The following is a 25,636-nucleotide window of genomic DNA, read 5'->3' as shown; positions in this document are numbered from 1 at the left end:
GCAGGGAGCGAGGAGGACCGTGGGGGAGATCGAGCCGGGCTCGGAGTTCCGCGACGTGGCAGAGCAGATGTCGGCACAGGCGCGCACCTTCCTGTCGACGACGACGCAGGTCGCCTCCGGCGCGGCTCCGGGCGCCGAGCTGTCCCTGCTGATCCTCGCCACGTCCGACCTGCTCGCCGTGGGCGCGCGGCTGGCCGCCATCGTCGACGTCGTGCCGGCCGAGCGGTTCGAGCCCGACGCCGGGCCCGAGACCGACGTCGACCCGCTGCGCGACGCGCTCGCGAAGATGTTCGACGGCTTCGACGACTACGTCGAGGTGTCCGACCCGGCTCTCAGCGCCGACGTCGCGCCCGCGACCCTCTCCGGCGACCTCGCGTGCGTCGCCGAGGAGATCGCCAAGGGGCTGCAGCACTACGACGACGGCCACGAGCTCGAGGGCCTCTGGTGGTGGCAGTTCAGCTACCTGTCGGTGTGGGGCGAGCGGGCGGCGTCCGCCCTGCGCGTGCTGCAGGGCGTCCTCGCACACCTGCGGCTCGACGTCGCGGACGACGTCGCCGCCGAGGCGGAGTACGACGCGCTGCACTCCTGACGGCCGGCCCGGGCGTGGCAGGATCGCCGCGTGCTCGATCTCGACGTCCTGACCATCGTCCTGCTGGTGCTCGCCGGGCTGACCGCCGGCTGGATCGACGCCGTGGTCGGCGGCGGCGGGCTGGTCCAGCTGCCCGCGCTGCTGCTCGTCCCCGGCATCTCGCCGGTGCAGGCGCTGGCCACCAACAAGGTCGCGTCCATCATGGGCACCTCGACCAGCGCGATCACCTACTACCGGCGGGTGGGGCCGGACCTCACGACCGCGGGCCCGATGGCGCTCGCGGCGCTGGCCGGCGCGTGCGGGGGAGCGGCGCTCGCCGCGCAGATCCCCGCGGACCTGTTCACGCCGATCATCCTCGTCGTGCTGGTCGCCGTCGCCACGTACACCGTGCTCAAGCCGAGGATGGGCGAGCACACGAACCTGCGCTGGGAGGGCAACCGGCACCGGTGGACCGCCGCCGGGATCGGCCTGGTCATCGGCGCCTACGACGGGCTCCTCGGGCCCGGCACGGGCACCTTCCTCGTGATCGCCCTGGTGAGCGTGCTCGGGTACGCGTTCCTGCCGGCGTCGGCGCTCGCGAAGATCGTCAACTTCGCCACGAACCTGGGCGCGCTGCTGTTCTTCGTCCCGCACGGCGCCGTGATCTGGGGCCTCGGGCTCGCGATGGGCGCGGCCAACCTCGTCGGCGCGTACGTCGGGGCCCGGATGGCGGTCGCCCGGGGCAGTGCGTTCGTGCGCGTCGTGTTCGTCGTCGTGGTGGGCGCGTTGATCTGCAAGCTGGGTTACGACGTCGTGCGGGACTGGGGCGCCTGACCGCCGGGGCGGGCGACGGGTGACGCGAGCCGCTTCGCCGCCTCGACGACGGATCGCCGGCGCGCCGCGCGCTCCCGCCGGTCGTCCGGTCCGGCGTCGGTGATCATCTCGGCGAGCTGCGGCACGGTCTGCCACCAGGCGGCGAGGGCGATGAGCACGAAGACGAGGTGCGCGGGGCTGATGCCGTCGTCGAGGACGCCGTCGCGCTGGGCGGCGGCGAACCGCGCCACCTTCTCGCGGTAGTGCGTCGTGCGGGCTGTCGCACGGGCGGTCGGGCCACCCTGCAGGCCCTCCCACTGCAGCAGGCGGCTCAGCTCGGGGTGGGCGGCGTGGTAGTCGTAGGTCGTCCCGGCGAACTCCCCGACGTCGTCCAGGCCGACGCCCGCGAGATCGACGGCGGCCGCGAGTCGCTCCAGCTCGGTGGACAGGACGAGGTCCCACAGGGCCTTCTTGTCCCCGAAGTAGCTGTAGAGCCTCTCCTTGTTCACCCCGGCCCGGGCGGCGATCGCGGCGACGGTGGTGCCGTCGAAGCCCCGTGCGGCGAACTCCACCAGCGCGGCCTCGCGAAGTCTCCGCCGCGTCCCCTCCGTGTCCCACGCCATCGCACCAGATTACCAACGCTCGAGTTGGAGATGGCGAGGAGGAGGTCTACGGTCGTTTCCAACCGCAACGTTGGAGTTGAAGGAGGAGTCATGACCGACATCGACCGTCTTCCCGCGCAGGTCCGCCCGCCGGCGCCCGGGCTGGTCGCGCTGGTGGCCGGAGGAAACGGCGGCATCGGGTTCGACACGGCGCGACAGCTGCTCGATCACGGCCTCGAGGTATGGATGGGTGCGCGTGATGTCGACAAGGGCCGGCGGGCAGCGACCGGCCTCGGTCCGGGCGTGCACGTCGTGCAGCTCGACGTGACGGACCCCTCGTCCGTCGCCGCGGCGGCCGCGCAGGTCGGCGACCTGGACGTCCTCGTGAACAACGCGGGAGTGAACCCTGGCGGCGAGGACATCGCCAGGACGACGCCCGAACAGCTGCGACTCGCCTACGAGACCAACGTCTTCGGGCTCGTCGCGGTGACACAGGCCTTCCTGCCCGCGCTGCGCCGGTCGGCGCACCCCCGCATCGTCAACGTGTCGAGCGGGACCGGGTCGTTGGCCTGGAACGCCGGACCGAACCCGCAGTTCGACTGGGAGCGCGTGCGGGGTTCCGGTCTCGCCTACCGGAGCTCGAAGACCGCCGTCAACGCCATCACGCTGCTGACGGCCCAGTCGCTCGGCGACGACGTCAAGGTGAACGCTCTCGCACCCGGCCTGCGCCGGACCAACCTCCTCGCCGGCACGACCGCCGGCGGCGACCCCGCCGAGGCCGCCGCGGGAGCCGCCCGCCTCGCGCTCCTCCCCGACGACGCCCCGACGGGCGCTCTCTGGTCCTGGGACGGGACGCGTGCGCCCTGGTGACAGCCGGCAGTGCGTCCGCGGCCGCCGTCGCGCCGCCTGGGTGCGGGGTTGACCAGGTGGTTTCGTCTATGGCGGGTCTGGCGATTACCATCGTCGTGCCAACATCCATCCCGGCGGACCGTTGAGAAAGACGGAGGCCGGCGAGACGAAGGTTGTGAAAACCGCATGGCACTAGTCGTGCAGAAATACGGAGGGTCGTCCGTCGCGGACGCCCGCAGCATCAAGCGCGTCGCCAAGCGCATCGCGGAGTCCAGGCGGGCGGGGAACGACGTCGTCGTCGTGGTGAGCGCCATGGGCGACACCACGGACGAGCTCCTCGACCTCGCCGGGGAGATCACCCCGCTGCCGCCCAAGCGCGAGCTCGACATCCTCCTCACCGCCGGTGAGCGGATCTCGATGTCGCTGCTCGCGATGGCGATCACCAAGCTCGGCGTGAAGGCGAAGTCGTTCACCGGACAGCAGGCCGGGCTCCTCACGGACGCCGTCCACGGCCGCGCCCAGATCGTCGACGTCGTCCCGCACCGCGTCCACGAGACGCTGCAGAAGGGGCAGGTCGCGATCGTCGCGGGGTTCCAGGGCGTCAGCCGCAGCAACGACGTCACCACCCTCGGCCGTGGTGGGTCGGACACGACGGCGGTCGCCCTGGCGGCCGGTCTCGGCGCCGACGTCTGCGAGATCTACACCGACGTCGACGGCGTCTTCACCGCCGACCCGCGGGTCGCCACCAGCGCCCGCAAGATCGACCGCGTCACCTACGAGGAGATGCTGGAGCTCGCCGCCGGCGGCGCCAAGGTCCTGGCGCTGCGTGCCGTCGAGTACGCGCGCCGCTACGAGGTGCCCGTGCACGTGCGCAGCTCGTTCTCCACCAAGACCGGCACCCTCGTGACCGGCACCTACGGTGACCCGATCGACCCGAACGCCCCCGCGAGCCAGAAGGACACGCAGATGGAAGACCCGATCATCTCCGGCGTCGCGCACGACGACAGCGAGGCCAAGATCACCGTCGTCGGCGTGCCGGACAAGCCCGGCATGGCAGCCCGCCTGTTCGAGGTCGTGGCCGGCGCGGGCGCGAACATCGACATGATCGTGCAGAACGTCTCCGCGGGCGAGACGGGCCGCACGGACATCTCCTTCACCCTGCCGCACGCCAGCACGCAGGCCACCGTCGCGGCGCTCGACGCCGTGCGCGAGGAGATCGGCTACCTCGCGCTCGAGGACGACGACCAGATCGGCAAGCTCTCGCTCGTGGGCGCGGGCATGAAGTCGAACCCCGGCGTCTCCGCGCGGCTCTTCGGCGCGCTGCGTGACGCGGGCATCAACATCGAGATGATCTCCACCTCGGAGATCCGGATCTCCGTGGTCACCCGCGCCGACATGCTCGACGACGCCGTGCGCGCCGTCCACACCGCGTTCGGCCTGGACTCCACCGAGGGCGAGGCCGTGGTCTACGCCGGGTCGGGGCGGTGAGCGGCGTGGCAGAGATCAGCACCCACGGCGCGAACGTCGCCGTCGTCGGCGCCACCGGCCAGGTGGGCGGCGTCCTGCGCCGCCTGCTCGCCGAGCGCGAGTTCCCGGTCAAGGAGCTGCGCTTCTTCGCCTCCGCCCGGTCGGCCGGCACGACGATCCCGTTCCAGGGCGTCGGCGTCACCGTCGAGGACGTCGCGACCACGCCCACCGAGGAGCTCGCGGACGTCGACATCGCGATCTTCTCCGCCGGCGGCTCCACGTCGCGCGAGCACGCGCCCCGGTTCGCCGAGGCGGGTGCCGTCGTCATCGACAACTCGTCCGCGTGGCGTCTCGACCCCGAGGTGCCGCTCGTCGTCTCCGAGGTCAACCCGGAGGCCATCAGCGAGGCCGCCAAGGGCATCGTCGCGAACCCGAACTGCACCACCATGGCCGCGATGCCCGTGCTCAAGCCGCTGGCCGACGAGGCCGGGCTGGAGCGCCTGCGGGTCGCGACCTACCAGGCGGTGTCCGGCTCCGGGCTCGGCGGTGTGCGTGAGCTCGCCGACCAGGCGCGCGCCGCCGTCGCCGGGGACCTGGAAGGGCTGGCCCACTCCGGGTCCGCCGTCGACTTCCCGGCCCCGGAGAAGTACACGGCGCCGATCGCGTTCGACGTCCTCGCGCTCGCGGGGAACCTCGTGGACGACGGGTCGGGCGAGACCGACGAGGAGCAGAAGCTCCGCAACGAGTCCCGCAAGATCCTCGGCCTGCCCGAGCTGGCCGTCGCCGGCACGTGCGTGCGCGTGCCCGTGTTCACCGGCCACTCGCTCGCGATCCACGCCGAGTTCGGCGCCGCGATCACGCCCGAGCGGGCGCGCGAGCTGCTCGCCGCCGCGCCGGGCGTCGAGCTGGCGGACGTCCCCACGCCGCTGGACGCGGCCGGCGCCGACCCGTCGTTCGTCGGCCGCATCCGCACCGACCAGTCCGTGCCCGGCGGGCGTGGGCTCGTGCTGTTCGTGTCGAACGACAACCTGCGCAAGGGCGCGGCGCTCAACGCCGTGCAGATCGCGGAGATCGTCGCCGCCGACCTGGCGGAGCTCGCGACGCTCGACGCCGCGGAGACCGCCGGCGCCTGACGACGCCGCTCGCAGCTCGACGGGCCCGACGACGGAAGCACCGTCGTCGGGCCCGTGTTCATCCGCTCGGGCGGAAGCCCCGGGTGACCTGGCGCATCACACACTCTCCCGAGTCAGCATGTCGAGCACGCGCGGCGCGAAGAAACGCCGCTTGTACGCATCCGGGTCGACGACGGCGAGCACTCCGAGCTCGACGAGCTGGCCCACCAGCTTGTTGGCCCTGCCGTAGGACACTCCGAGCTCGGCCTCGACCCTGCGGACGGTGAACGTCGGGTTGGCCACCGCGACGTCGACGAGTGCGTGCGCGGAGTCGGCCCGAAGGTGCGAGGCACGGATCACGTCCTTCAGCTCGGCCTGGACGGCGACGAGCGCGACCATCTCCATCCGGGTCATGTCCGCGGCCTGTCGTAGGCCCTCCGCGAAGAAGCGGACGTACCCGTCCCAGTCGTGGCGTGTGCTCACGCCGAACAAGTGGTCGTAGTACAGGCTTCGTCGGGCCTCGAACCATGGGGAAACCGTGAGGGTGGGCTCGGCCAGGACTCCGGTGCTCTGGAGATGGAGCACGATCAGGAAGCGGCCCACGCGACCGTTGCCGTCCCTGAAGGGATGCAGCGTCTCGAACTGGTAGTGCGACATGGCGGCCGCGACGACCGGGTCGATCATCCCCCGATGGTCGGAGCGCATCCAGTCGACGAGGTCACGCACGCCAGCCTCGAGCAGGTGCCCGCCGGGTGACGGGACGAAGCGGGCCGCTTCCACGGGGAACCGGACCGTGGCGGCGTCGTCGCGGCGCCCGATGACGACCTGTCCGTCGCGGAGTCGCCCGGACTCAGGTTCCAGGGACGTGCCTGCCATCAGGATCCCCTGGAGCTCGCTGAGCATCGTCACGGAGAGCGGCCAGCCGTCGGAGGCACGAGCGAACCCGGTGTTCGCCATCCGTACGTAGTTGAGGATCTCGACGAGCTCGGCGGTGGCCGGCGCCTCGTCGTCGGCCGTGAGCACCTGGGCGAGGGGCGCATAGGTCCCTTCCAGGGCCGATGTGCTCTGGGCCTCACGGCGCAGGGTCGGCATGCGCAGCAGCGTCGGGTTCGGGAGCTGACGGCCGGTGCTGTCCAGCGCGGCAAGGGCCGCGCGGGCTTCGGCGACCGCCAGGTAGGTGACGGGGGAGAGGTCTGGCATCGTCGGCGGCAGCGGCGCGGGAACGAAGGCCTTGTGCTCCCACTCGCCCAGGGCCGGATCGGTCCCGCGGATGGTGACAAGTTCTCCCGGGGCGTCGTTCAGGAACATTTCCGGATCCACAATGCGACTCTAGAGCGTGTTGAGTGACATTGCTGCGCCGGCAATGTCACTTGTGGACAACTGTCGCGACGACTCACGCCGTCCGGCAGCGCGGGCGTGGCGGCGTCGAGGACGTCCCCCGTCAGGGGGCCGCCGCAGGCGCGTCCCGCCGCCCGACGGCGGGGCCGACGACGACGATCGCCGCCGCGGCGGCGACGTGCCACACCGCGTGCCCGGCGGACCCGACGTCGATCCAGTCGGCCGCGCACCACGGGCGGTCGGTGCGGGACAGCTCGCCGGCGAGGGTGGCGACGCCGAGCACCACGAGGGCGGTGGCGAGCCGCCGCCGGACGGCCGGGCGCGCGATCGCGCGGGCCGCGACGAGGACGACCGCCACGGCTGAGGCCAGGCCCTGCGCGACGATCGAGGCCGTCGGGGACACGGCGGCCAGGCCCACGCCGGCCAGGGTGGGGACCAGCCACCACCACGTCCGGGCGCGCCGGCCGGCGAGGTCGGCGGCGGCGTCCGCGGCCACCAGCGTGTAGGCGCCGAGCAGCGGCGGGTCGTGCAGCACCGGGTTCCACGACGGCGCGGGGCCGTGCTGCACCAGCGACCCGACGCCGACCAGCGCGGCGAGCACCCCGAGCGCGACGACCTCACGCCGCCGGGGTCCCGCGACCAGCACCCATGCGCCCGCCGCGACGAACGCGAGGCTCGACCACGTGCTCGCCGCCTCCGCCCACGACGGCCCGGTCGGCGTGCACGCCTGCGCCAGCGCGAGCGGTGCCATGCCTCCAGCGTCGTCGCGGTGCGGGAGCCCACGCCACCCTCGCCGCGGGTGGAGTCGACCCCGGGGTTGCGCGAGCACAGACTCCTGTGGTTCATTAGTCGAGTAATGAACCACATAACCAAAGAACCTGGCGCGAGGAGGCTGGCGTGTTCGACGGTCCCGAACCGATCTACGTCCAGATCGCGCAGATGATCCGGGCGCAGGTGCTCGCCGGAGAGCTCGCGGAGGAGGAGCAGGTCATGTCGACCACGCAGTTCGCCACGACGTTCCGCATCAACCCCGCCACCGCGGCGAAGGCGTTCACCGCGCTCGTCGACGAGGGCGTGCTGTACAAGCGGCGCGGCCTCGGCATGTTCGTCGCCCCCGGCGCCCGGGAGCGGATGCTCGAGCACCACCGCAGGGCGTACTTCGACGACGTCCTCGCCCCCGCGCTCGCCCAGGCCGACATCCTCGGCATCTCGACCGACGAGCTCGTCGCCTACGTCCTCGGGACGAACGGCCACGGGCGCACGACCACCACCACGGAGAGCTCATGAGTCCCGCACCCTTCGGTGCCCGTCTCGACGACGTCGTCGTCCGGTTCGGCACGCAGCGCCGGATGACCTCAGACGGCACGACGGTGAAGGAGGACGCCACCACCGCGCTCGACGGCGTCGGCCTGACGATCCGCCCCGGCGTCATCACCGGCGTCCTCGGCCGCAACGGCGCCGGCAAGTCGACCCTGCTGTCGCTCCTCGCGGCCTTCAACCGGCCCACGAGCGGCACCGTCCGGCTCGGCCCGGACGGCGACGACGCGTGGGAGGACCCGTGGGAGAACCCCTGGGTCACGGCGAACGTCCAGCTCGTGCGCGAGAGCGGCGACCTGCAGGACGACGAGAAGATCTCCGAGTCCCTGAGGTACTACGGCGACCTGCGGCCCGCGTGGGACGCCGACCTCGCCGCCCGGCTCCTCGACCTGTTCGAGGTCAGCACCCGCAAGAAGCCCAGCGCGCTGTCGCGCGGCAAGCGGTCCGCCGTCGGCGCGACCATCGGCCTGGCCTCGCGCGCACCGCTCACGATCTTCGACGAGGTCTACCTCGGCATGGACGCGCCCACCCGGTACGCGTTCTACGACGAGATCCTCGCCGACTACGCCGAGCACCCGCGCACCATCCTGCTGTCCAGCCACCTGGTGGAGGAGGTCGAGCGGCTGTTCGAGGACGTCGTCGTGCTGCACCGCGGCTCGGTGCTGCTGGCCGAGACCGCGGAGGAGATGGCCTCCCGCGGGTTCAGCCTCACCGGCCCGGCCGCCGCCGTCGAGCGGCTGTCCGGCGACCGCCGGGTGCTGCACCGCCAGCGCCTGGGCGCCACCGTCCAGGTGACGCTCGAGGGCGCCCCCGACGACGCGACCGCCGCCGAGGCGCGGTCGGCCGGGGTCGAGGTCGGCACGCTGCCGCTGCAGGACCTGTTCGTCCGCCTCACGCAGCCCGCGGGCGGGGACGGGCGCCACGCCGACGCGCCGGCCGCGACGGGCGGGGAGGCACCCCGATGAGCGCCGTCACCGCCGACCGGCGCGCCGCGTTCGCCGCCCGCGCGCAGGCCGCCGCCGTCCGCCGTGTCACGCGGACCGCCGCCGCCGTCTCGCTCGTGGTCGGCTCCTGGTTCTGGGGCATCTTCGCCCTGGCGACCGTCGCCGTGCCCCTGATCGTGCACGCCGCCGGCGGCGTCATGGGCGGCGGCGTGACGACCGGGGCGGAGTACTCCTCCCGCTGGTTCGCGTTCAGCATGGGCGTCGTCGTCACCGCGACGGTCGTCGTCACCCACCTCGCCGCCGGCGGTACGCGCCGGGCGCTGTGGATCGGACAGCTGCGCGCCGCCGTCGTCGTGGGCGTCGCCTACGGGCTCGCCTTCGTCGCCGTCCTCCTCCTCGAGTGCGCCGTCTTCGGCGGCGTGGGCTGGACGTGGGAGCGTGCCGGCGCGAGCCTCGCGCACGACGGCGCCGGGTGGCTCGCCGTGACGTTCGCGTCCGAGGCGCTCGTGGCCGCGACCTACCTGCTCGGCGGCGTCGCCGTCGCGGCGGGCTACCAGACCCACGGCCTCTGGCGGGGCACCCTCCTCGTGCTGCCCGCGCTGGTGCTGCTGTTCCTCGCGGACATCGCGTCGAGCACCGGCGCCGGCGAGGCCGTCCTCGGGCCGATGCTGGGTGGGCTCGACCAGCCGTCGGCCGGCCTCGGCCTCCTCGTCGGCGCCGCCGTCCTCGCCCTCGCCGTGGCCGCTGCCTACCAGCAGGTGCGCACCCTCCGACTGCGTCCCACGAGGTGACCGCCATGACGACCACGTCGAACGTGTCGACCGCACCGGCCCCCCGGGAGCCACGTCCCCGCACGGAGGCCCGGTACCAGGGCCCGTACCGGGCCGCGACCCGCGTCGTGCGGCGGCGCGTCACTCGCACCCTCCTGCTCGCCGGGGCCTGGTTCTGGGCCTTCTGGGCCGCCCTCGTCGTCGGGACCCCGTTCGCCGTCGACCGGTGGGGCGGCGACATCGCCGGCCTCACCTACGACGCCGCGGGCGGTCCCGCGCGCTGGGTCGCCTTCGCGGTCGGCGTCATCACGGCGACGGCGCTGCTCACCCTGCACGTCGCCGCGGGCGGCACCCGGCGTGCCTTCGTCGACGGCGCGGTGCGCGCCGCCCTCGTCGGCGGCGCGGTGTTCGGCGTGCTGTCGGTGCTGCTCTCGCTCGCCGAGGAGCGCGTGTACACCGTGCTGGACCGACCGTGGCGGGGCCCGTCCGCACTCGTGGACCCGAGCACGCCCGCCGGTGCCGTCGTCGCGGCCGCCGGTGAGGCGCTCGTCGTCGTCACGTACCTGCTCGTCGGCGTCGCCGTCCTCGCCGGCTACCGACGGTACGGCGCCTGGCGCGGGACGCTGCTGATCCCGGCGCTGCTGGTACCGGCGGCGCTCGCCGACCTCGCCACCCGCACCGGCACCCTCGGCATCCTCGTGCGCGGCCTGGACGCCGGCCTCGCCGTCGACACCGTCCTCACCCTTGCCGGCGGCGCGGCCGCGGCCGCCCTGGCGACGGTCGTCGCCCACCGGATGCTGCGGTCCGTCCCGCTCCGACCATGAACCTGCCGCACCTGCTGCCCCCACCCAGAAGAAGGAGAACCCGATGACCGACCCGGTCGTGGAGGTGACCCACCTCCGCAAGACGTACGGACCGAAGGTCGCCGTGGACGACGTCTCGTTCGCCGTCCAGCCCGGTGAGATCTTCGGCATCCTCGGCCCCAACGGGGCCGGCAAGACGACGACCGTGGAGACGCTCGCCGGCCTGCGCACCGCCGACGGCGGCACCGTCCGCGTGCACGGCGTCGACACCCAGCGCGACCCGGCGGCCGTGCGGGACATCCTGGGGGTGCAGCTCCAGGAGGCCACCCTGCACGACAAGATCACCGTCGCAGAGGCGCTGCGCCTGTTCGCCGGGTTCTACAGCGACCCCGCCGACCCGGCCGACCTGCTGGCCCTGCTCGACCTCACCGAGCACGCCGGCAAGCAGTTCGCGAAGCTCTCCGGCGGGCAGAAGCAGCGCCTGTCCATCGCGCTCGCGCTCGTCGGCAACCCGAAGATCGCGATCCTCGACGAGCTGACCACCGGCCTCGACCCGCAGGCGCGGCGCGCCACCTGGGACCTCGTCGAGCGCGTGCGCGCCACCGGCGTCACGATCCTGCTCGTCACCCACTTCATGGACGAGGCGGAACGGCTCTGCGACCGGCTCGTCGTCATCGACGCCGGCCGCGTCGTCGCCGAGGGCACCCCGACCCAGCTCATCGACGGGCTCGAGGGCGGCCGGACCGTCGTCGTGCGGTTCGCCCCGGCGGACGTCGAGCGCGGCCGGCGCGAGCTCGCCGTCCTCGCCGACCGCGACGCCGAGGTGGAGGGGGTCGCGCCCGTGGACGGCTCCGAGGTCGAGTACGCCGTCACGGGCACGCGCCGCGTGCTGTTCTCCCTCGTCCCGGCGCTCGCCGCCGCCGACCTCGTGCCCGACGACGTCCGCACCGTGACGCGATCGCTCGAGGACGTCTTCCTGGCCGTCACCGGCCGCAGCTACGACCCCGAGGCGCAGCCCGCGCTCGCAGGAGAAGGAGGCACGTCATGACCACCGCCGTCGCCACCCGTACCGCCACCCGCCGCGGCGGCCGGCAGCGCGGCTTCGGCCTGCTGCTGCGCACCGAGACCGTCGTCTGGCTGCGCGACTTCGGCTCCGTGTTCTTCGGGATCCTGTTCCCGTCCGTGATCCTCCTCGGCGTCGGGTTCGGCATCCCCGGCATGCGCGAGCCCATCACCGACGCGCCGGCCGACTCACCCTGGTACGGCGTGACGCCGATCGCGACGTACCTGCCCACCGTGCTCGCCATGGCCGTCGGCACCCTCGCCATCATGTCGCTGCCCGTGACCTTCGCGACCTTCCGCGACAAGGGGGTGCTGCGGCGGCTGTCCACGACGCCGATGCGGCCGCAGGCGATCATCGTCGCGCACCTGATCATCAACGTCGTCACCACCCTCGTCGGGGTGGCGCTCGCGCTCGTGGTGGCACAGCTCGCGTTCGGCATCGTGGCGCCGACCCAGCTCGCCGTCCTGCTCGGCGCCTTCGCGCTCGGGATGCTCGCGATGTTCTCGCTCGGGATGCTCATCGCCGCGCTGGTGAACAAGCCGTCGACGGCGAACGCCGTCGGCTCGCTCGTCTACTTCCCGCTGCTGTTCCTCGCGGGGCTGTGGACGCCTGGTCCGATCATGCCGGACATCGTGCGGCAGGTCGGTCAGTTCACGCCGCTGGGCGCCGCCGCGCAGGCGATGAACACCGGCTGGTTCGGCGACGGCGTCCCGCTGCTGCAGTACGTCGTCATGGCGGCGTACACGGTGGTGCTCCTGCCGCTGGCGATCCGGCTGTTCCGCTGGACCTGACTCGCTCGGGGCCCTGTCGAGGGGTTCCGGTCGAGCCGACGACGGGTCCTCGTCGCGAGGCGCGCCATCCGCTGCTCGTTCCTCGCGGCTCCCGCCAGGCCCGTCCAGCCTCTCGCCGAGGACCCGTCGTCGACTCGACGCCTGCTCCGTCACGGCCGCAGATCTCCCTCGCTACCGGAGCTGCGGCCCGCCGTCGGGTGTGGGTTCGGAGTGCGGGGGAGCGGTAGGGTCCACGGTCATGCGCGCAGTGGCTGAGCTGGCCGGTCGGTGGTTCGCGGTGCTGGTGGTGCTCGGGGGAGCGGCGGGGCTCGCCGCCCCCGAGCAGCTCACGCCGATCGCGAGCCAGATCCCCCTGTTCCTCGGGATCATCATGTTCGGGATGGGGCTGACGCTCCGCGGCGCGGACTTCGTGCTCGTGGCGCGGCGCCCCTGGGCGGTGCTCGTGGGCGTGGTCGCGCAGTTCGCGGTCATGCCGCTGGTGGCCTGGGGCGTCGGCACCGTGCTCGGCCTCGACGGCCCCGCCATGCTCGGCATGATCCTCGTCGGCGCGGCGCCCGGCGGGACGGCGTCGAACGTCATCGTGTACCTCGCCAAGGGCGACACGGCCCTGTCCGTGACCCTGACCGCCGTGTCCACCCTGCTGGCGCCGCTGCTCACCCCGGCGCTCGTGCTGTGGCTCGCCGGGTCGTCTCTCGACGTCACCTACGGCTCGCTCGTCACGTCGATCGTGCAGATCGTGCTGGTGCCCGTGCTCGCCGGGCTCCTCGTGCGGACGTTCGCCGGCGGGATCGTCGAACGGTACTTCCTGCCGTACCTGCCGCTGGTGTCCGTGACGGCGATCGTCGTCGTGGTGGCCGGCATCGTCGCGGCCAACGCCGACGCCGTGCTCAGCACGGGGCTGCTCCTCGCGCTCGCCGTCGTCGTCCACAACGGCATCGGGCTCCTGCTGGGTTACGGCGCGGCCCGCGCCGCCGGCCTCGACGAGACGGCGCGGCGCGCGGTGAGCATCGAGGTCGGGATGCAGAACTCCGGCCTCGCGGCGAGCCTCGCGACCACGCACTTCAGCCCCGCGGCCGCTCTGCCCGCCGCGCTGTTCTCGGTGTGGCACAACGTGTCCGGCTCGGCGCTCGCGTCGTACTGGGCCCGCCGCCCCGTCACCACCCGGTGAAAGTTGTCAGGCCCAGCGCGACGTGAACGTCGCGCTGGGCCTGACACGTGCATCGTCCGACGAGCTGTCAGACCCTGCGCGACCCATGTGTCGCGCTGGGCCTGACAGCTCGGCGGTGGGTCAGTTGACCTGGATGGTCGTGACCCCGGACTTCGCCTTCTCCTTGAGCACCTCGATGGTGGTGCCCGTGCCGCCGACCAGGACCGACCCGCCCGGGTTGGCCTCGTCGTAGTACGCGGCGGGGTCGGTGTCGTCGAAGACGGCGACCCCCGGCGTGCTGCCGGCCTCGAGCGTCGTCAGGCCCGTGGCCGTCTCGCGGCTCAGCGACAGCGGGTCCGTGGACTGCAGCCCGAACGTCGCGTCGAACGACTGGACACGGTTACGGGCCACCGTGCCGTCCGACCAGGTGAGCGCCTGGGCGTTGGCGTCGACCGGCAGTGCCTGCCCGCCGCCCGGGTGCTGGGAGGTGTTGTTGTCGCCGTAGAACGAGTTGACGTACCAGATCAGCAGGCCGTCCTGGTACGGGTAGTGCTCCACGGTGTTCGGGGCGGTGGCCTGCCAGCCGAAGTTGTACGGCCCGGTCTCCAGCGTGGAGTCGTACCCGACGTAGCGCCGGTTCTCCGCCACGTAGTAGTGCGAGAACGTCACGTCGTAGGTGCCGTCGGCGCCCACGATCGTGAACCCGTCGTTGGTCCAGTCCGTCTCGCCGCCGGCGAAGTCCTCGGCGAGGGCGTCGCCCACGGCGACGTCGTCCACCATGAAGCCGGGGTTGTTGACGCCACCGTCCGCGGTGTAGCGGAAGCGGACGGACGCCGTCTGCCCCGCGTACTCGGCGAGGTCGGCCTCGAGTCCGACCCAGGCCCCGTCGGTGGTGCCGGAGATGCCGCCGTGCGCGCCCTCGTCCGACCGGTTCGTCGTGAGCGCGGTCCACGAGGAGCCGCCGTCGGTGGAGACCTCCGCGTAGGCGTAGTCGTAGTCCGCCTCGATGTCGTACTGCACCGTCGCGGTGAGCGACGCGCCGTCCGGCACGACGAACTCCGGCGAGGCGATCGTCGAGGTGAGGTTGCTGCCCGTGCCCGAGTAGGCGAACTCGCCGTCGACGGGCTCCACGCCCAGGTCGACCGTCTTCTCACCGTCCGGCAGGTTGACGACCGCGGCCTGCGCGTTCTTCGTGGCGTGGTACGACGGGCCGAGGTCGATCTTCTCGCTCGCGCCGGCGTCCACCGTCTCGTAGTCGAGCCAGCCGAGGAACATCTTCTCCGTGGCGCCCATGTGGTTCGGCGTGGTGCCGATGCTGCCCTCGCCGTGGCTCATCCACGACCCGGAGCTCATGAGGTTCCAGAACCCGGTGCCGTTGTCGCCACCGTTGGTGTCGTAGTAGTCGGGCAGGCCCAGGTCGTGGGCGAACTCGTGCGCGAACACGCCCAGGCCGCCGTTCTCCGGCTCGGTGGTGTAGTCGCGGATCCAGATGTCGGAGTCGCCGATCTTGATGCCGCCGGCGGGCTCGAAGTCCGCGGGTCCGTCACCGTTCAGGTAGCCGTTCGGGTTGACCGCCCAGCGGTGCGACCAGATCGCCGACTCGGGGGCGCCGGCCTCCTCGCCCTCGCCGGCGTGGATCGCCTGGAAGTGGTCGATGTAGCCGTCGGGCTCGTCGAAGATGCCGTCGCCGTCCAGGTCGTAGCGGTCCCAGACGTCGAACGACTGCAGGTACTCGGTGATCTCCTCGGGCGTCTTGCCCTGGGCGAGCTGGTCGTCGTACCAGGCGTCGGCGGTGTCCTGGACGAAGCGCGTCATGTCGGCGTTCGACTCCGTCTGGCCGTACGACGCCGAGCTGTAGGGCACCGTGACCCAGTCGGAGACGTCGCCCTGCAGGTCGAAGCGGCCCGACGACATCTCGTCGTACACGTCCGCGAACGACTCGCCGCCCTGGTCCTCCAGGCCGGTGAAGAACATCTCCTGGTAGTGCTCGCTCGAGAAGTCGGGCTCCCAGTAGGTGGAGTTGTCGTCCTCGCCGGGCTCCGGGATCTCGTTGTGGACGGGGCCCGAGGCCGGCGCGTCCGGGAAGCGGTCGTCGGCCTGGTCGCCGAAGTCGACGAGGAAGGTCAGCAGCTGCGCCGTCTGGTCGGTCTCGTACTCGACCCACTGGCCGGGGGAGACCTGGACCACGTCGGAGCTGTTGCCGCCCCGGCTGCGGGTGGTGACGTCGGACTCGCCGGTGGCGAGCTGTTCGACGGCGGTCTGCTTCAGCGCACGGCGCTTGTCGCTGAGGGTGTCCGGCCGGTCGTCCTTCTTCTGGACGGCGGGGGCGTCCGAAGGCGGGGCGTCCGCGGCGGGAGCCGCGGCGGCGACGCCGGGTGCGACGACGGCCGCGGCCAGCAGGGCCGCAGCCGTACCGAACGCGCTGGTGGTGCGTGTTCTCACTGTTCCTCCAGGGGTGTCGGAGCACCCGGTCGCCTGTGACCGGGTGGCCGGGCCCCGAACCGTGTGCCCGGGGCATGTGGCGGGGATCACCCAACCAGAGAAGTGTCACGAACGCTATACGGGCACGTTGCACGCCGTTTCCCGGATGCTGGACCGGGTGGACGGGCTGCAGGGCGCCGCGTACCCTTCTTGTTCGTGGACACCCGTTGGTATTGGCGCTTTACGCCGGCTCCGGTAGGAGCTCGGCGGGCTTTCGCCTGACCGACACCCACTCCGGAGCCAGCACAGGGCCTAGGACGCGACGCGCGTCCGGGGCCCTTCGTCGTCAGACGGGGCCGCTCCGGTCGGGCTGGGGCTCGCTGCGTCCGACGACGCCGGACAGCAGCCGCACCCGACCGCGACCGACCAGGAGCCCCCGCGATGAGCACCACGACCGACTCCGCCGCCCATACTGAGCTGATGGCAGAGACCTCCGACCTGCGCGTGCGCGCGCTCGACCCGCTGCCCGCGCCCGGCGAGCTGCGGACCGAGCTGCCCCTCGGCACCTCCCGCAGCGACCTCGTGACGACGTCGCGCCGCGAGGTGCGCGACGTGCTGCGCGGCGAGGACGACCGCCTCGTCGTCATCGTGGGGCCGTGCTCGGTGCACGACCCGGCGGCCGCCCTCGACTACGCCTCGCGCCTCGCGCCCCTGGCCCGCGAGCTCGCCGACGACCTCGTGGTCGTGATGCGCGTGTACTTCGAGAAGCCGCGCACCACCGTGGGTTGGAAGGGCCTCATCAACGACCCGCACCTTGACGGCTCGCACGACGTGCACCACGGCCTGCGGCTGGCCCGCGAGGTGCTGCTCGGCGTGCTCGACGCCGGGGTGCCCGCCGCGTGCGAGTTCCTGGAGCCCACCAGCCCGCAGTACATCGCCGACGCCGTCAGCTGGGGCGCGATCGGGGCGCGGAACGCGGAGTCGCAGGTGCACCGTCAGCTCGCGTCGGGGCTGTCGATGCCGGTCGGGTTCAAGAACGCGACCGACGGCGACGTGCAGATCGCCGTCGACGGCTGCATCACCGCGGCGAGCGAGCACACGTTCTTCGGCGCGGACGCACTGGGACGCGCGGCCGCCGTGGAGACCCTCGGCAACCCCGACTGCCACGTGATCCTGCGCGGCGGCCGCGGCGGCCCGAACTACGGCGCGTCCGACGTCGCGGCGGCGCTCGACGTCGCCCGGACGTCCGGGCTCGGCGGCGCCGTCGAGCAGGGCGTGGTCGTGGACGCCTCGCACGGCAACTCCGGCAAGGACCACGTGCGGCAGGCCGAGGTCGTCCGCGAGATCGCCGCCCGCCTCGCCGACGGCGAGCAGGGGATCACCGGCCTCATGCTGGAGAGCTTCCTCGAGGCCGGCGCCCAGAAGCCCGGACCGCTCGACACCCTCACCTACGGACAGTCCGTCACCGACAAGTGCATGGACTGGGGCACCACCGCCGAGCTGCTCGGCACCCTCGCCGCCGCCGTGCGGGAGCGTCGCGCGGGCTGACCCGAGTCGCGAGAGCACGCGCCCCTGCCCGCCGGCCGGCGGGCAGGGGCGCTTCTCTCTGTCCGGACCGCGGCGTCGCCGTGAGCGACCGCAGACCGTACTGACGACCGAGGCATGCCTGAAGCGCGAACAGCGGGTGAAAAACCACGGCTGGCTTTGCTCACCTTTGACCTATCGGTAGGGTCGGGCAACGGCCGGGGGGTCGGTACGAGAGATATACGAGGTTTGTCGCCGATGACTGTCCTGCCCAGACGCTCCCTGGCCGCATCCGCGGTCGTCGGCGCCATGGTCCTGGCCACCACACCCGCCGGTGCGGCGGGCGCCGCAGACGACGCGACGGAACCCGCCATCACGTGCGTGACCAGCGTCGACGATCCTGCGCTGGCGGTCGACACCGCCGCGGAGTGCGGAACCGAGGTCGAGGTCGCGTCGGCACGCACGGCGTGGGACACGCTGTACGCGACGCCCGAGGGTGGCTCGCGGGTCGAGACGTCCGCGGGTGCGGTGCGCACCCGGGCCTCGAACGGTGATTGGCGCCCCATTGACACCGCATTGATCCCCGGAGATGCGGGCATCGAGGTGTCGGCGCCCGTCTGGCCGATGGTCTTCTCGGACGGGACCGCGGGCCAGCCGTTGGCGACGATCGAGCGTGACGGGCACGTGCTCGAGTTCGACGTGCCGTTCGAGCTTCCCGCCCCACAGGTGGAAGGGCCGAGCGTGACGTACGCCGACGTGCTGCCAGGCGTGGACCTCGTCGCGTCGGTCAACGACGACGGCACTGGCTTCTCCGAGGTGCTCCGTGTGGAATCGCCGGAGGCCGCGGCGCAACCGGCCCTGCAGCGCCTGGACTTCGACGTCCAGGTCACCGACGGGCTCGACGTGGCTGCGGACGACGGCGGGTTCGTCGCCACCGACGGCGCCGGTGAGCGGGTGTTCACCAGCCCGACGCCGCTGATGTGGGACTCCGGTGCACGGCCCACCGCGACGGCCGGCGTGCAGAGCCTGTCGGAACCGAGTCCCGAAGACCTGCACGAGCTGGTCACCGGTGAGCCTGCTACCGCGGAACCGGTGCGTCGGCCCGCCCCGGACAGCGTCGTGGCGGCCATGCCTGCGACGGTCCAGGACGTGTCCGAGGGCGAGGCCCGGGCTACCACCACAGAGTCAGAGCCGCCGGATGCGGAGGCGTCGGGCGGCACGGTGTCGGTGACGCCGGACGCGGCGATGGTCGCCGACCCGGAGACGTCGTGGCCGATCTTCATCGACCCGTCGGTGTCGGGCTCGCGGCACGAGTGGACGGCGATCCGGTCGACGATCTCGTCGGACTACAAGTTCTCCGGCGACCAGGGCCTGGGGCTGTGCGACGTGCAGACGGTGTCGTCGTGCGGGGAGGACTTCAAGAGCCGTCTCGTGTGGGAGTTCCGCGACCTCGCGGCGATCGGGAACGTGGCTCCGGGAGACATCACTTCGGCGACGTTCAAGGCGTACGGGACGCACTCGTTCAACTGCACGAACTACTACGTGCGGGCGTACCGCGTGGAGAACATCGCCTCCGGGACGACGTGGTCGTCGAACTCGGGGTGGACGGACGGGCGCTACCAGTCGAGGCGGTCGGTGCACCACAAGTCAGGTTGCCCCTCCAGCCCGGGCTGGGTCGAGTGGAACGTCACGGACGCCGCGAAGACCACCGCGTCCAACAACGTCGGCTACCTGACGATCGGCCTCAAGGCGGCCGACGAGACCTCGATGTCGAGGTGGAAGCGCTACCGGTACGACGCCAAGCTCTCCATCTCGTACAACCGGCCGCCGAAGACGCCGTGGGACCTGGATGTCGTGGCGGACGGATCTGTCGTGGAGTGCGGTTCGGGTGCCTGGGTGCGGGACACGACGCCCAAGCTGCGGGCGCGGATCGGCGACCCGGACGGCAACCGTGTTTACCACAACTTCAACGTGCGCACGGATGGCGGCGCCTCGATGTACTACAACGGGCCGAAGAGCGGGACGTCGTTTGCGAGCGGGTCGCTGGTCTCCCGCACCGTGCCTTCGGGCTCCGCTCTGACCACCGGTCGCTATCTGTTCGACGTCCAGGCGCAGGATACGAGCGGGCTGTGGGGACCCTGGGCGCACTGCTCGTTCAACATCGACGTCAACCCGCCCAACAAGCCGACGGTGACGCCCGTGGACGGTGAGCCCGCGGTCTACGTCACGGACAGCGAGACCGGAGGGATCGGCGTTCGCGGAAAGTTCGCGATCGGGAGCAACGGCTCCGGGGACGTGAAGTACTTCAAGTACTCGTTCGACGACTCGACGTCGCTCACCAAGACCCTGACGGGGACGTCCGGGACGATCTCGTACACCCCCACCACGGCAGGACCGCACACGCTGCGGGTCAAGTCGGTGGACCGCGCGGGCAATGTGAGCAGCATCCGCAGCCACACGTTCGACGTCGCCGCACCGGTGGAGGACGCCGCCTGGGAGCTCAACACGGGCTCGGGCCTGGTGGGAGAGGACTTCCTCGGGCGCCAGGACCTGCAGCTGAGCAGCACGGCGATGTGGATCGATGGCCCATTCGTCGACAAGCTGCCGGGCAACCACGCGCTGCAGTTCGACGACGCGTCGGACACGGCGCAGACCCAGGGGCCGGTGGTGCACACCGACGGCAGCTTCGTGGTCTCCGCGCACGTGCGGTTGGACAGCTTCGGGGACTACGCGGCCGCCGTGAGCCAGGACGCGCCGGAGAGCAACGGCTTCTGGCTCGGCTACTCACCGGACCGGCGGTGTGCGACCGACGCAGGCAACGGTTGCTGGACGTTCGCCATGCGTCCCGCTGACGGCGAGTACGGGACGATCGTCACCACCGACTTCCAGGTCACCGAGGACAAGTGGATGTACCTGGTCGGCTCCTACGACGCCACCGCGGACGAGATGAAGCTCGTGGTGTGCGATCCCGACCCGATCGACGACGACCCGTTCGACGGCGAGGACCCGGAGCAGGTCAGGGCGGCGAGCGGTGCGTTCACCACGCCGTGGTTCGCCAAGGGGCCGCTGCAGCTCGGGAGGGCGCACTACAGCGGCACGACCTACCGGGACCTGTGGCGCGGTGCGGTCGACAACGTGCGGGTCTACGACGGCCAGCTGCTGGATGCGGACGACACCAAGATCCGCCGCGTGTGCAAGGGGGCGCCCATGTACTCGACCGTGCCGGGCGGCGACATCAACGACCCGACGGAGCCGTGATGCGGGTGAGGACTGCGATGCGAGCAGGGACGAAGGGAATCGGCATGAACGGCAGGTCTCGCCTGGTGACGGGTGCAGCGGTCAGCGGCGCACTGATCGCGACCATGGCTCTCGCGGGTCCCGCTTCGGCGGCCGACGCGGGACACAACGACTCGTTGAGTGCCCAGGAGCTCCAAGAGCGCAAGTCGTGGACCGCCGACGAACGGCGCGCGCACGGCGAGAAGCTGCTGGGCGAGTTCGAGGACGTGGCGCGGATCTCCTCGGTCTCGGAGGACTCGGGCGACAGGTCCGACGACGCCACGGACGCGCCCTCCTGGTCACCCGGGAAGGTCTCCTGGCCCGAGCCCGCCGAGGCCGGGCTGGATGTGGCCGCTACCGCACGGCGCGCCGACGTCGGTGGCCTGCCCGTGAGCGTGAAGTCGTCGGGCCTGTCGGAGGGGCGTGCGAAGCAGTCGAGCAAGGGCTCCACGAAGGCCGCCGACCACGAGACGCGGAAGATCCAGGTCGAGGTCCTGCGACAGGACGAAGCGCGCGCCCTGGGTATCGAGGGTGTGCTGCTGCGGGTGAGCGATGCCTCGGCGACGACGGGGGCCTCGGCCGAGGCCTCCCGTGGGCGTGCCGCGGACGGCCAGGCCACGCAGGTCGCGCCGGTGCGTGGAGTGGATCTCTCCGTCGACTACTCGACCATCGCGGACGCCTTCGGCGGGGGCTGGTCGGACCGCCTACGCCTGGTCGAGATCCCCGAGTGCCAGTTGACCGGTGCCGACGACGCCGGGACGAGCATGACCGGCGACTGCGAGCCCGCGAAGCCGCTGGCGTCGATGAACGACCCCGAGTCCCAGACACTGTCGGCCACGCTCGCCGAGCCGTCGTCGACGATGCTGGCGATGACGGCCGACGAGTCTGGTTCGTCGGGCGACTGGTCGGCGACGTCCCTGTCGCCGTCGGCGTCGTGGGACGTGTCGACGAACACGGGCAACTTCTCGTGGTCGTACCCGATGCGGGTACCGCCGGCGCCTGCCGGACCGGAGCCCGAGCTGGCGCTGGGGTACTCCTCGGGGTCGTTGGACGGGCGCGTGGCCTCGACGAACAATCAGTCCTCGTGGATCGGGGACGGGTGGGACATGTCGCCGGGGTTCATCGAACGCCGGTACGTGCCCTGCCTGGACGACCGCAAGGATGTCGACGGCAAGAGCGCGAACAATGCCTCTCACCCCAGCGGTGACCTGTGCTGGGACTCCGACAACGCGACGATGACGTTCGACGGGTCCGCGGTGGAGCTCGTCAAGGACGCCTCGACGGGCAACTGGCTCCCCAAGCACGACGATGCGACCCGCGTTCAGCATCTGACCGGTGGGCAGAACGCGGACGACAACGGTGAGTACTGGAAGGTCACGACGGCCGACGGCACGCAGTACTTCTTCGGGCGCGGGCAGCGGTCGGCGTCGGACTCGACCAAGCTGAACTCGGCATGGACCGTCCCGGTCTTCGGCAACCACGCCGGGGAGCCCTGCCACGCGTCATCGTTCGGCTCGTCGTCGTGCACGCAGGCCTGGCGGTGGAACCTGGACTACGTGGTGGACACCTCCGGCAACACCATGACGTACACCTACGGCACCGAGACCAACCGGTACGGCCGCAACAACAACACCTCGTCGGTGCAGTACGTGCGTGGCGGCTGGCTGAAGAACATCACCTACGGCCAGCGCAAGGGCGTCGAGACGTCGTCGAAGGCGCCGGTGCGGGTGGACTTCTCGGTCTCGGAGCGGTGCCTGAAGACATCGACGCAGTCCTGCTCGTCGCTGACCGACTCCACGGCGTCGGCGTGGCCGGACGTCCCTGCCGACCTGATCTGCACGTCGACGAGTTCGTGCGCCGACGTGACCGCCCCGGTGTTCTTCACCCGCAAGCGGCTGACGACGGTCACGACGAAGGTGCTCGACTCGGGTTCCTACCGGGCGGTGGACGCGTGGACGTTGCAGCACACGTTCCCCGACCCGGGAGACTCGGAGGACCCGGTGCTGTGGCTCGACAAGATCACGCACTCCGGCAAGGCAGGCGGCACGACGACGCTGCCCGCTGTCGACTTCGACGGTGAGCAGATGGCGAACCGGGTCGACGAGTCCGGCACGTTCATGCCGATGAACCGGCTGCGGCTCACGGAGATCCGTTCCGAGTCGGGGGCCCTGACCACGCTGACCTACTCCCCGCAGGACTGCACGGTCTCGGACCTGCCGGCCGACCCGGCGACGAACACGCGCCGCTGCTTCCCGGTGCGATGGACCCCCGAGGGTGCGACGGAGCCTGTCACCGAGTACTTCCACAAGTATCTTGTGACGGGCATCGCCGAGGACCCGCGGGGCTCGGACCCTGAGCAGGTCGTCACGACGTACAGGTACGTCGGCGGCGCCGCCTGGCGCTACGACGACGACCCGCTGGTGGCGAAGAAGGACCGCACCTGGGGCCAGTTCCGTGGGTATGCCACGGTGGACGTGACCGAGGGTGAGACGGGCAGCTCGACGCCTGGGCGCACCCGGTTCCGTTACTTTCGGGGTATGGACGGCGACCAGAACGGGTCGGGTGGTACGCGCTCGGTCGCTGTGGACGGGGTGACCGACCACGACGAGTTCGCCGGCATGCTCCGCGAGGAGATCACCTACAACGGCACCGGTTCGTCGGTGGTGGAGAAGGTGACGAGCACCCCGTGGCGTTCGGGTGTGCAGGCGACGGACGCCGACGGGCGCAAGTCGTACCAGGCGGCGGTCCAGACGGTCGTCACCACCACGACGGCTCCGAAGCTCGCCGGGGGCGAACGGGAGACGTACGTCAAGAACTACTTCGACTCCCACGGTCAGGTCTACAAGGTCCTGGACCTGGGTGATCGGGACAAGACCGGTGACGAGCTCTGCACCAACCGCTACCGGGTCAGCAACACCAGCAAGAACATCATCGGTGCGGTCAAGCGCGAGGAGGTGCTGTCCGTCGGCTGCTGGGGCGACATCTCCCGTCCGGCTGACGTGGTCTCTGACGAGCGGTACTCGTTCGACGGGCAGTCGTTCGGGGCAACGCCGACCAAGGGCCTGGTGACTCGCACCGAGCAGGCGAAGAAGTACAGCTCGGGGAGCCCGGTGTACGTGGCGACGGAGCGCACTGTGTACGACGCGCTCGGGCGCGCCACGTCGGTCACCGATGCGCTGGGGCGTACCTCGACCACGGCGTACACGCCGGCGAGCGGCGGCCCGGTGACGAAGGTGACCAGCACGACGCCGGACCCCGACGGGTCGGGGTCGGCGTCCTCGCACACCACCGTGACCGAGCTCGACCCCGCATGGGGTGCGCCGGAGACCGTGACCGACCCGAACGGGAAGGTCACCACCGCGACGTACGACGCGCTGGGCCGCATCACCAAGGTATGGAAGCCCGGACGAGTGCAGGGCGAAGAGACCCCGCACCTGCAGTACACGTATACGGTGCGGTCGAACGGCCACAACGCCGTGACGACCAAGACGCTGGACGCGAACAACAACTACCGCACGAGCGTGTCGATCTATGACGGGCTGCTGCGTGACCGCCAGACGCAGGTCCCGGGAGCGAACCGAGACATCGGTGGTCGAGTCGTCAGCGACACGAAGTACGACTCGCGTGGCCTCGTGGCCTACACCTACGACACGTGGGCGACGACCGGGGACCCGTCCACGTATGCGGTTCTTCCGTCGGAGGCGGTCCCGACCCGGACGCGGTTCGTCCGCGACGGTGCGGGCCGTGTGACGGCCGAGGTGTTCGAGGTGAACGAGGACGAGCGGTGGCGGACCACGACGACGTATCTTGGTGACCGTACCGTGGTGGATCCTCCGGCGGGTGGGACGCCGACGAGCACGATCACCGATGCCCGTGGCAGGACGACGACTCTGCGTCAGTTCACGGGATCGGCGCCGACGGGCGACCACCAGGACACGACGTACTCCTACGATCAGGACGGGAACCTGGCGGAGGTCACCGACGCGGCGGGGAACGAGTGGACGTACACGTATGACATGCGGGGGCGTCTCGTGGAGGCGCACGACCCGGACAAGGGCACGACGATGTCGACGTTCGACGACGCGGGGCAGGTCCTGACCACGACGGACGCGCGCGGCAAGACGTTGGCTTACACGTACGACGACCTCGGCCGGACGACCGAGCGTCGGTCGGGTTCGGTGTCGGGGGCCCTGTTGGCGTCTTGGACGTATGACACGGTGGCGAAGGGTCAGGTGTCCTCGTCGACGAGGTATTCGGGTGGGGATGCGTATACGACGTCGGTGACGGGGTACGACGACGCCTACCACCCGTCGGGGCAGACGGTGACGCTGCCGGCCTCGGAGGGTGAGCTCGCGGGGTCGTATACGTCGCAGTTCTTCTATGCCGATTCGGGTGATTATCGGGGTGCCAGGCTTCCGGCGCTGGGGAACTTGTTCGCTGAGGACGTGGTGACGCACTACGACGAGGCGGGGATGCCGGAGTGGCTCGATGGTGGTGGTGGTGTGGGGGTGTATGTGGCCACGACCCGGTACACGTCGCAGGGCCAGGTCGAGCAGATGGACCTCGGTACGACGCGTTCGTTCCTGGTGGCGAACGACTGGGACGAGGGCACGCGCCGGCTGATGAAGACCAGCTTGGATCTGGAGGGTGTGTCGGGTACGGATCTGGCGGCGTCGTTCTCGTATGACGCGGCGGGGAACGTGGTGAAGGTCGATAATCGTCCGACGGCTGATGGTGCTCCGGCGGCCGATACGCAGTGTTTCGACTATGACGGGTTGCGGCGGTTGACGTCGGTGTGGACGCCGGCTGGTGGGTCGTGTGCGACGGCGAA

Annotated in this window: 19 protein-coding genes; 15 read left to right on the top strand and 4 right to left on the bottom strand. The window is 71.4% G+C overall.

Annotated elements, in window-relative coordinates; genetic code table 11:
* Window positions 1-19 precede the first annotated feature (19 nt).
* Together EYB28_RS18480 and EYB28_RS18475 are read left to right on the top strand one after the other, a co-directional pair.
* Window positions 20-589, top strand: a complete 570-nt coding sequence (locus tag EYB28_RS18480) for a DUF5063 domain-containing protein (RefSeq protein ID WP_166850990.1) — start codon at window positions 20-22, stop codon at window positions 587-589.
* A 30-nt stretch (window positions 590-619) separates the two neighbouring features.
* On the top strand, window positions 620-1,402 hold the full coding sequence (locus EYB28_RS18475; RefSeq protein WP_166850988.1) for a TSUP family transporter: 783 nt from the start codon (window positions 620-622) through the stop codon (window positions 1,400-1,402).
* Here the strand turns inward: EYB28_RS18475 and EYB28_RS18470 are convergent.
* The gene (locus tag EYB28_RS18470) at window positions 1,372-2,004 is read right to left on the bottom strand and encodes a TetR family transcriptional regulator (protein WP_166850985.1); all 633 of its coding nucleotides are present in this window, start codon (window positions 2,002-2,004) and stop codon (window positions 1,372-1,374) included. The two genes, EYB28_RS18475 and EYB28_RS18470, sit on opposite strands and share 31 nt — an antisense overlap.
* 90 nt (window positions 2,005-2,094) lie before the next feature.
* Between EYB28_RS18470 and EYB28_RS18465 the strand changes: the two genes are divergently transcribed.
* From EYB28_RS18465 to EYB28_RS18455, 3 genes are all read left to right on the top strand, one after another.
* Window positions 2,095-2,853 (top strand): SDR family NAD(P)-dependent oxidoreductase, encoded by a 759-nt coding sequence (locus tag EYB28_RS18465; RefSeq protein WP_166850982.1) that lies wholly within the window; start codon window positions 2,095-2,097, stop codon window positions 2,851-2,853.
* A gap of 165 nt (window positions 2,854-3,018) precedes the next feature.
* Window positions 3,019-4,320 (top strand): aspartate kinase, encoded by a 1,302-nt coding sequence (locus EYB28_RS18460; protein ID WP_166850979.1) that lies wholly within the window; start codon window positions 3,019-3,021, stop codon window positions 4,318-4,320.
* A 5-nt stretch (window positions 4,321-4,325) separates the two neighbouring features.
* Window positions 4,326-5,432: an aspartate-semialdehyde dehydrogenase gene (locus EYB28_RS18455; protein WP_166850976.1), complete on the top strand. Its 1,107-nt coding sequence runs from the start codon at window positions 4,326-4,328 to the stop codon at window positions 5,430-5,432.
* Between the two features lie 96 nt (window positions 5,433-5,528).
* Here the strand turns inward: EYB28_RS18455 and EYB28_RS18450 are convergent, their stop codons facing one another.
* Both EYB28_RS18450 and EYB28_RS18445 read right to left on the bottom strand, forming a co-directional pair.
* Window positions 5,529-6,719 (bottom strand): Fic family protein, encoded by a 1,191-nt coding sequence (locus EYB28_RS18450; RefSeq protein ID WP_166850972.1) that lies wholly within the window; start codon window positions 6,717-6,719, stop codon window positions 5,529-5,531.
* A 133-nt stretch (window positions 6,720-6,852) separates the two neighbouring features.
* The gene (locus tag EYB28_RS18445; protein WP_166850969.1) at window positions 6,853-7,500 is read right to left on the bottom strand and encodes a hypothetical protein; all 648 of its coding nucleotides are present in this window, start codon (window positions 7,498-7,500) and stop codon (window positions 6,853-6,855) included.
* 146 nt (window positions 7,501-7,646) lie between these two features.
* Between EYB28_RS18445 and EYB28_RS18440 the strand changes: the two genes are divergently transcribed.
* From EYB28_RS18440 to EYB28_RS18410, 7 genes are all read left to right on the top strand, one after another.
* On the top strand, window positions 7,647-8,036 hold the full coding sequence (locus EYB28_RS18440) for a GntR family transcriptional regulator (RefSeq protein WP_166850966.1): 390 nt from the start codon (window positions 7,647-7,649) through the stop codon (window positions 8,034-8,036).
* A complete protein-coding gene (locus tag EYB28_RS18435) occupies window positions 8,033-9,031 on the top strand; it encodes an ATP-binding cassette domain-containing protein (protein WP_166850963.1) in 999 nt (332 codons plus the stop codon). Before EYB28_RS18440 ends, EYB28_RS18435 begins: the two co-directional genes overlap by 4 nt.
* A complete protein-coding gene (locus EYB28_RS18430) occupies window positions 9,028-9,801 on the top strand; it encodes a hypothetical protein (RefSeq protein WP_166850960.1) in 774 nt (257 codons plus the stop codon). The genes EYB28_RS18435 and EYB28_RS18430 overlap by 4 nt, the downstream gene beginning before the upstream one ends.
* A gap of 5 nt (window positions 9,802-9,806) precedes the next feature.
* Window positions 9,807-10,604, top strand: a complete 798-nt coding sequence (locus EYB28_RS18425) for a hypothetical protein (RefSeq protein WP_166850957.1) — start codon at window positions 9,807-9,809, stop codon at window positions 10,602-10,604.
* Window positions 10,605-10,647: 43 nt separating this feature from the next.
* A complete protein-coding gene (locus EYB28_RS18420; protein WP_166850955.1) occupies window positions 10,648-11,631 on the top strand; it encodes an ABC transporter ATP-binding protein in 984 nt (327 codons plus the stop codon).
* On the top strand, window positions 11,628-12,437 hold the full coding sequence (locus EYB28_RS18415) for an ABC transporter permease (protein ID WP_166850953.1): 810 nt from the start codon (window positions 11,628-11,630) through the stop codon (window positions 12,435-12,437). The genes EYB28_RS18420 and EYB28_RS18415 overlap by 4 nt, the downstream gene beginning before the upstream one ends.
* Window positions 12,438-12,675: 238 nt before the next feature.
* Window positions 12,676-13,605: a bile acid:sodium symporter family protein gene (locus EYB28_RS18410; protein WP_166850951.1), complete on the top strand. Its 930-nt coding sequence runs from the start codon at window positions 12,676-12,678 to the stop codon at window positions 13,603-13,605.
* A gap of 120 nt (window positions 13,606-13,725) precedes the next feature.
* Here EYB28_RS18410 and EYB28_RS18405 read toward each other — a convergent pair whose 3' ends face one another.
* Window positions 13,726-16,026 (bottom strand): immune inhibitor A domain-containing protein, encoded by a 2,301-nt coding sequence (locus tag EYB28_RS18405; protein WP_166850948.1) that lies wholly within the window; start codon window positions 16,024-16,026, stop codon window positions 13,726-13,728.
* Window positions 16,027-16,446: 420 nt separating this feature from the next.
* On the opposite strand from EYB28_RS18405, the gene EYB28_RS18400 reads away from it, so the two are divergent.
* From EYB28_RS18400 to EYB28_RS18390, 3 genes are all read left to right on the top strand, one after another.
* Complete coding sequence (locus tag EYB28_RS18400) at window positions 16,447-17,553, top strand: 3-deoxy-7-phosphoheptulonate synthase (RefSeq protein ID WP_166850946.1); 1,107 nt, start codon at window positions 16,447-16,449, stop codon at window positions 17,551-17,553.
* Window positions 17,554-17,787: 234 nt separating this feature from the next.
* Entirely contained in the window at window positions 17,788-20,787 is a 3,000-nt protein-coding gene (locus EYB28_RS18395; RefSeq protein ID WP_166850943.1) for a LamG-like jellyroll fold domain-containing protein, read from the top strand.
* 155 nt (window positions 20,788-20,942) lie between these two features.
* Window positions 20,943-25,636, top strand: a 4,694-nt coding sequence (locus EYB28_RS18390; protein ID WP_166850940.1) for an RHS repeat protein, incomplete at its 3' end; no start/stop codon positions are given.

It is taken from the genome of Isoptericola sp. BMS4, from assembly GCF_011634835.1.
Lineage (GTDB): Bacteria > Actinomycetota > Actinomycetes > Actinomycetales > Cellulomonadaceae > Isoptericola.
Note: the sequence above shows the minus strand (reverse complement) of the source record. Positions and strands in the feature narration are given on the sequence as shown.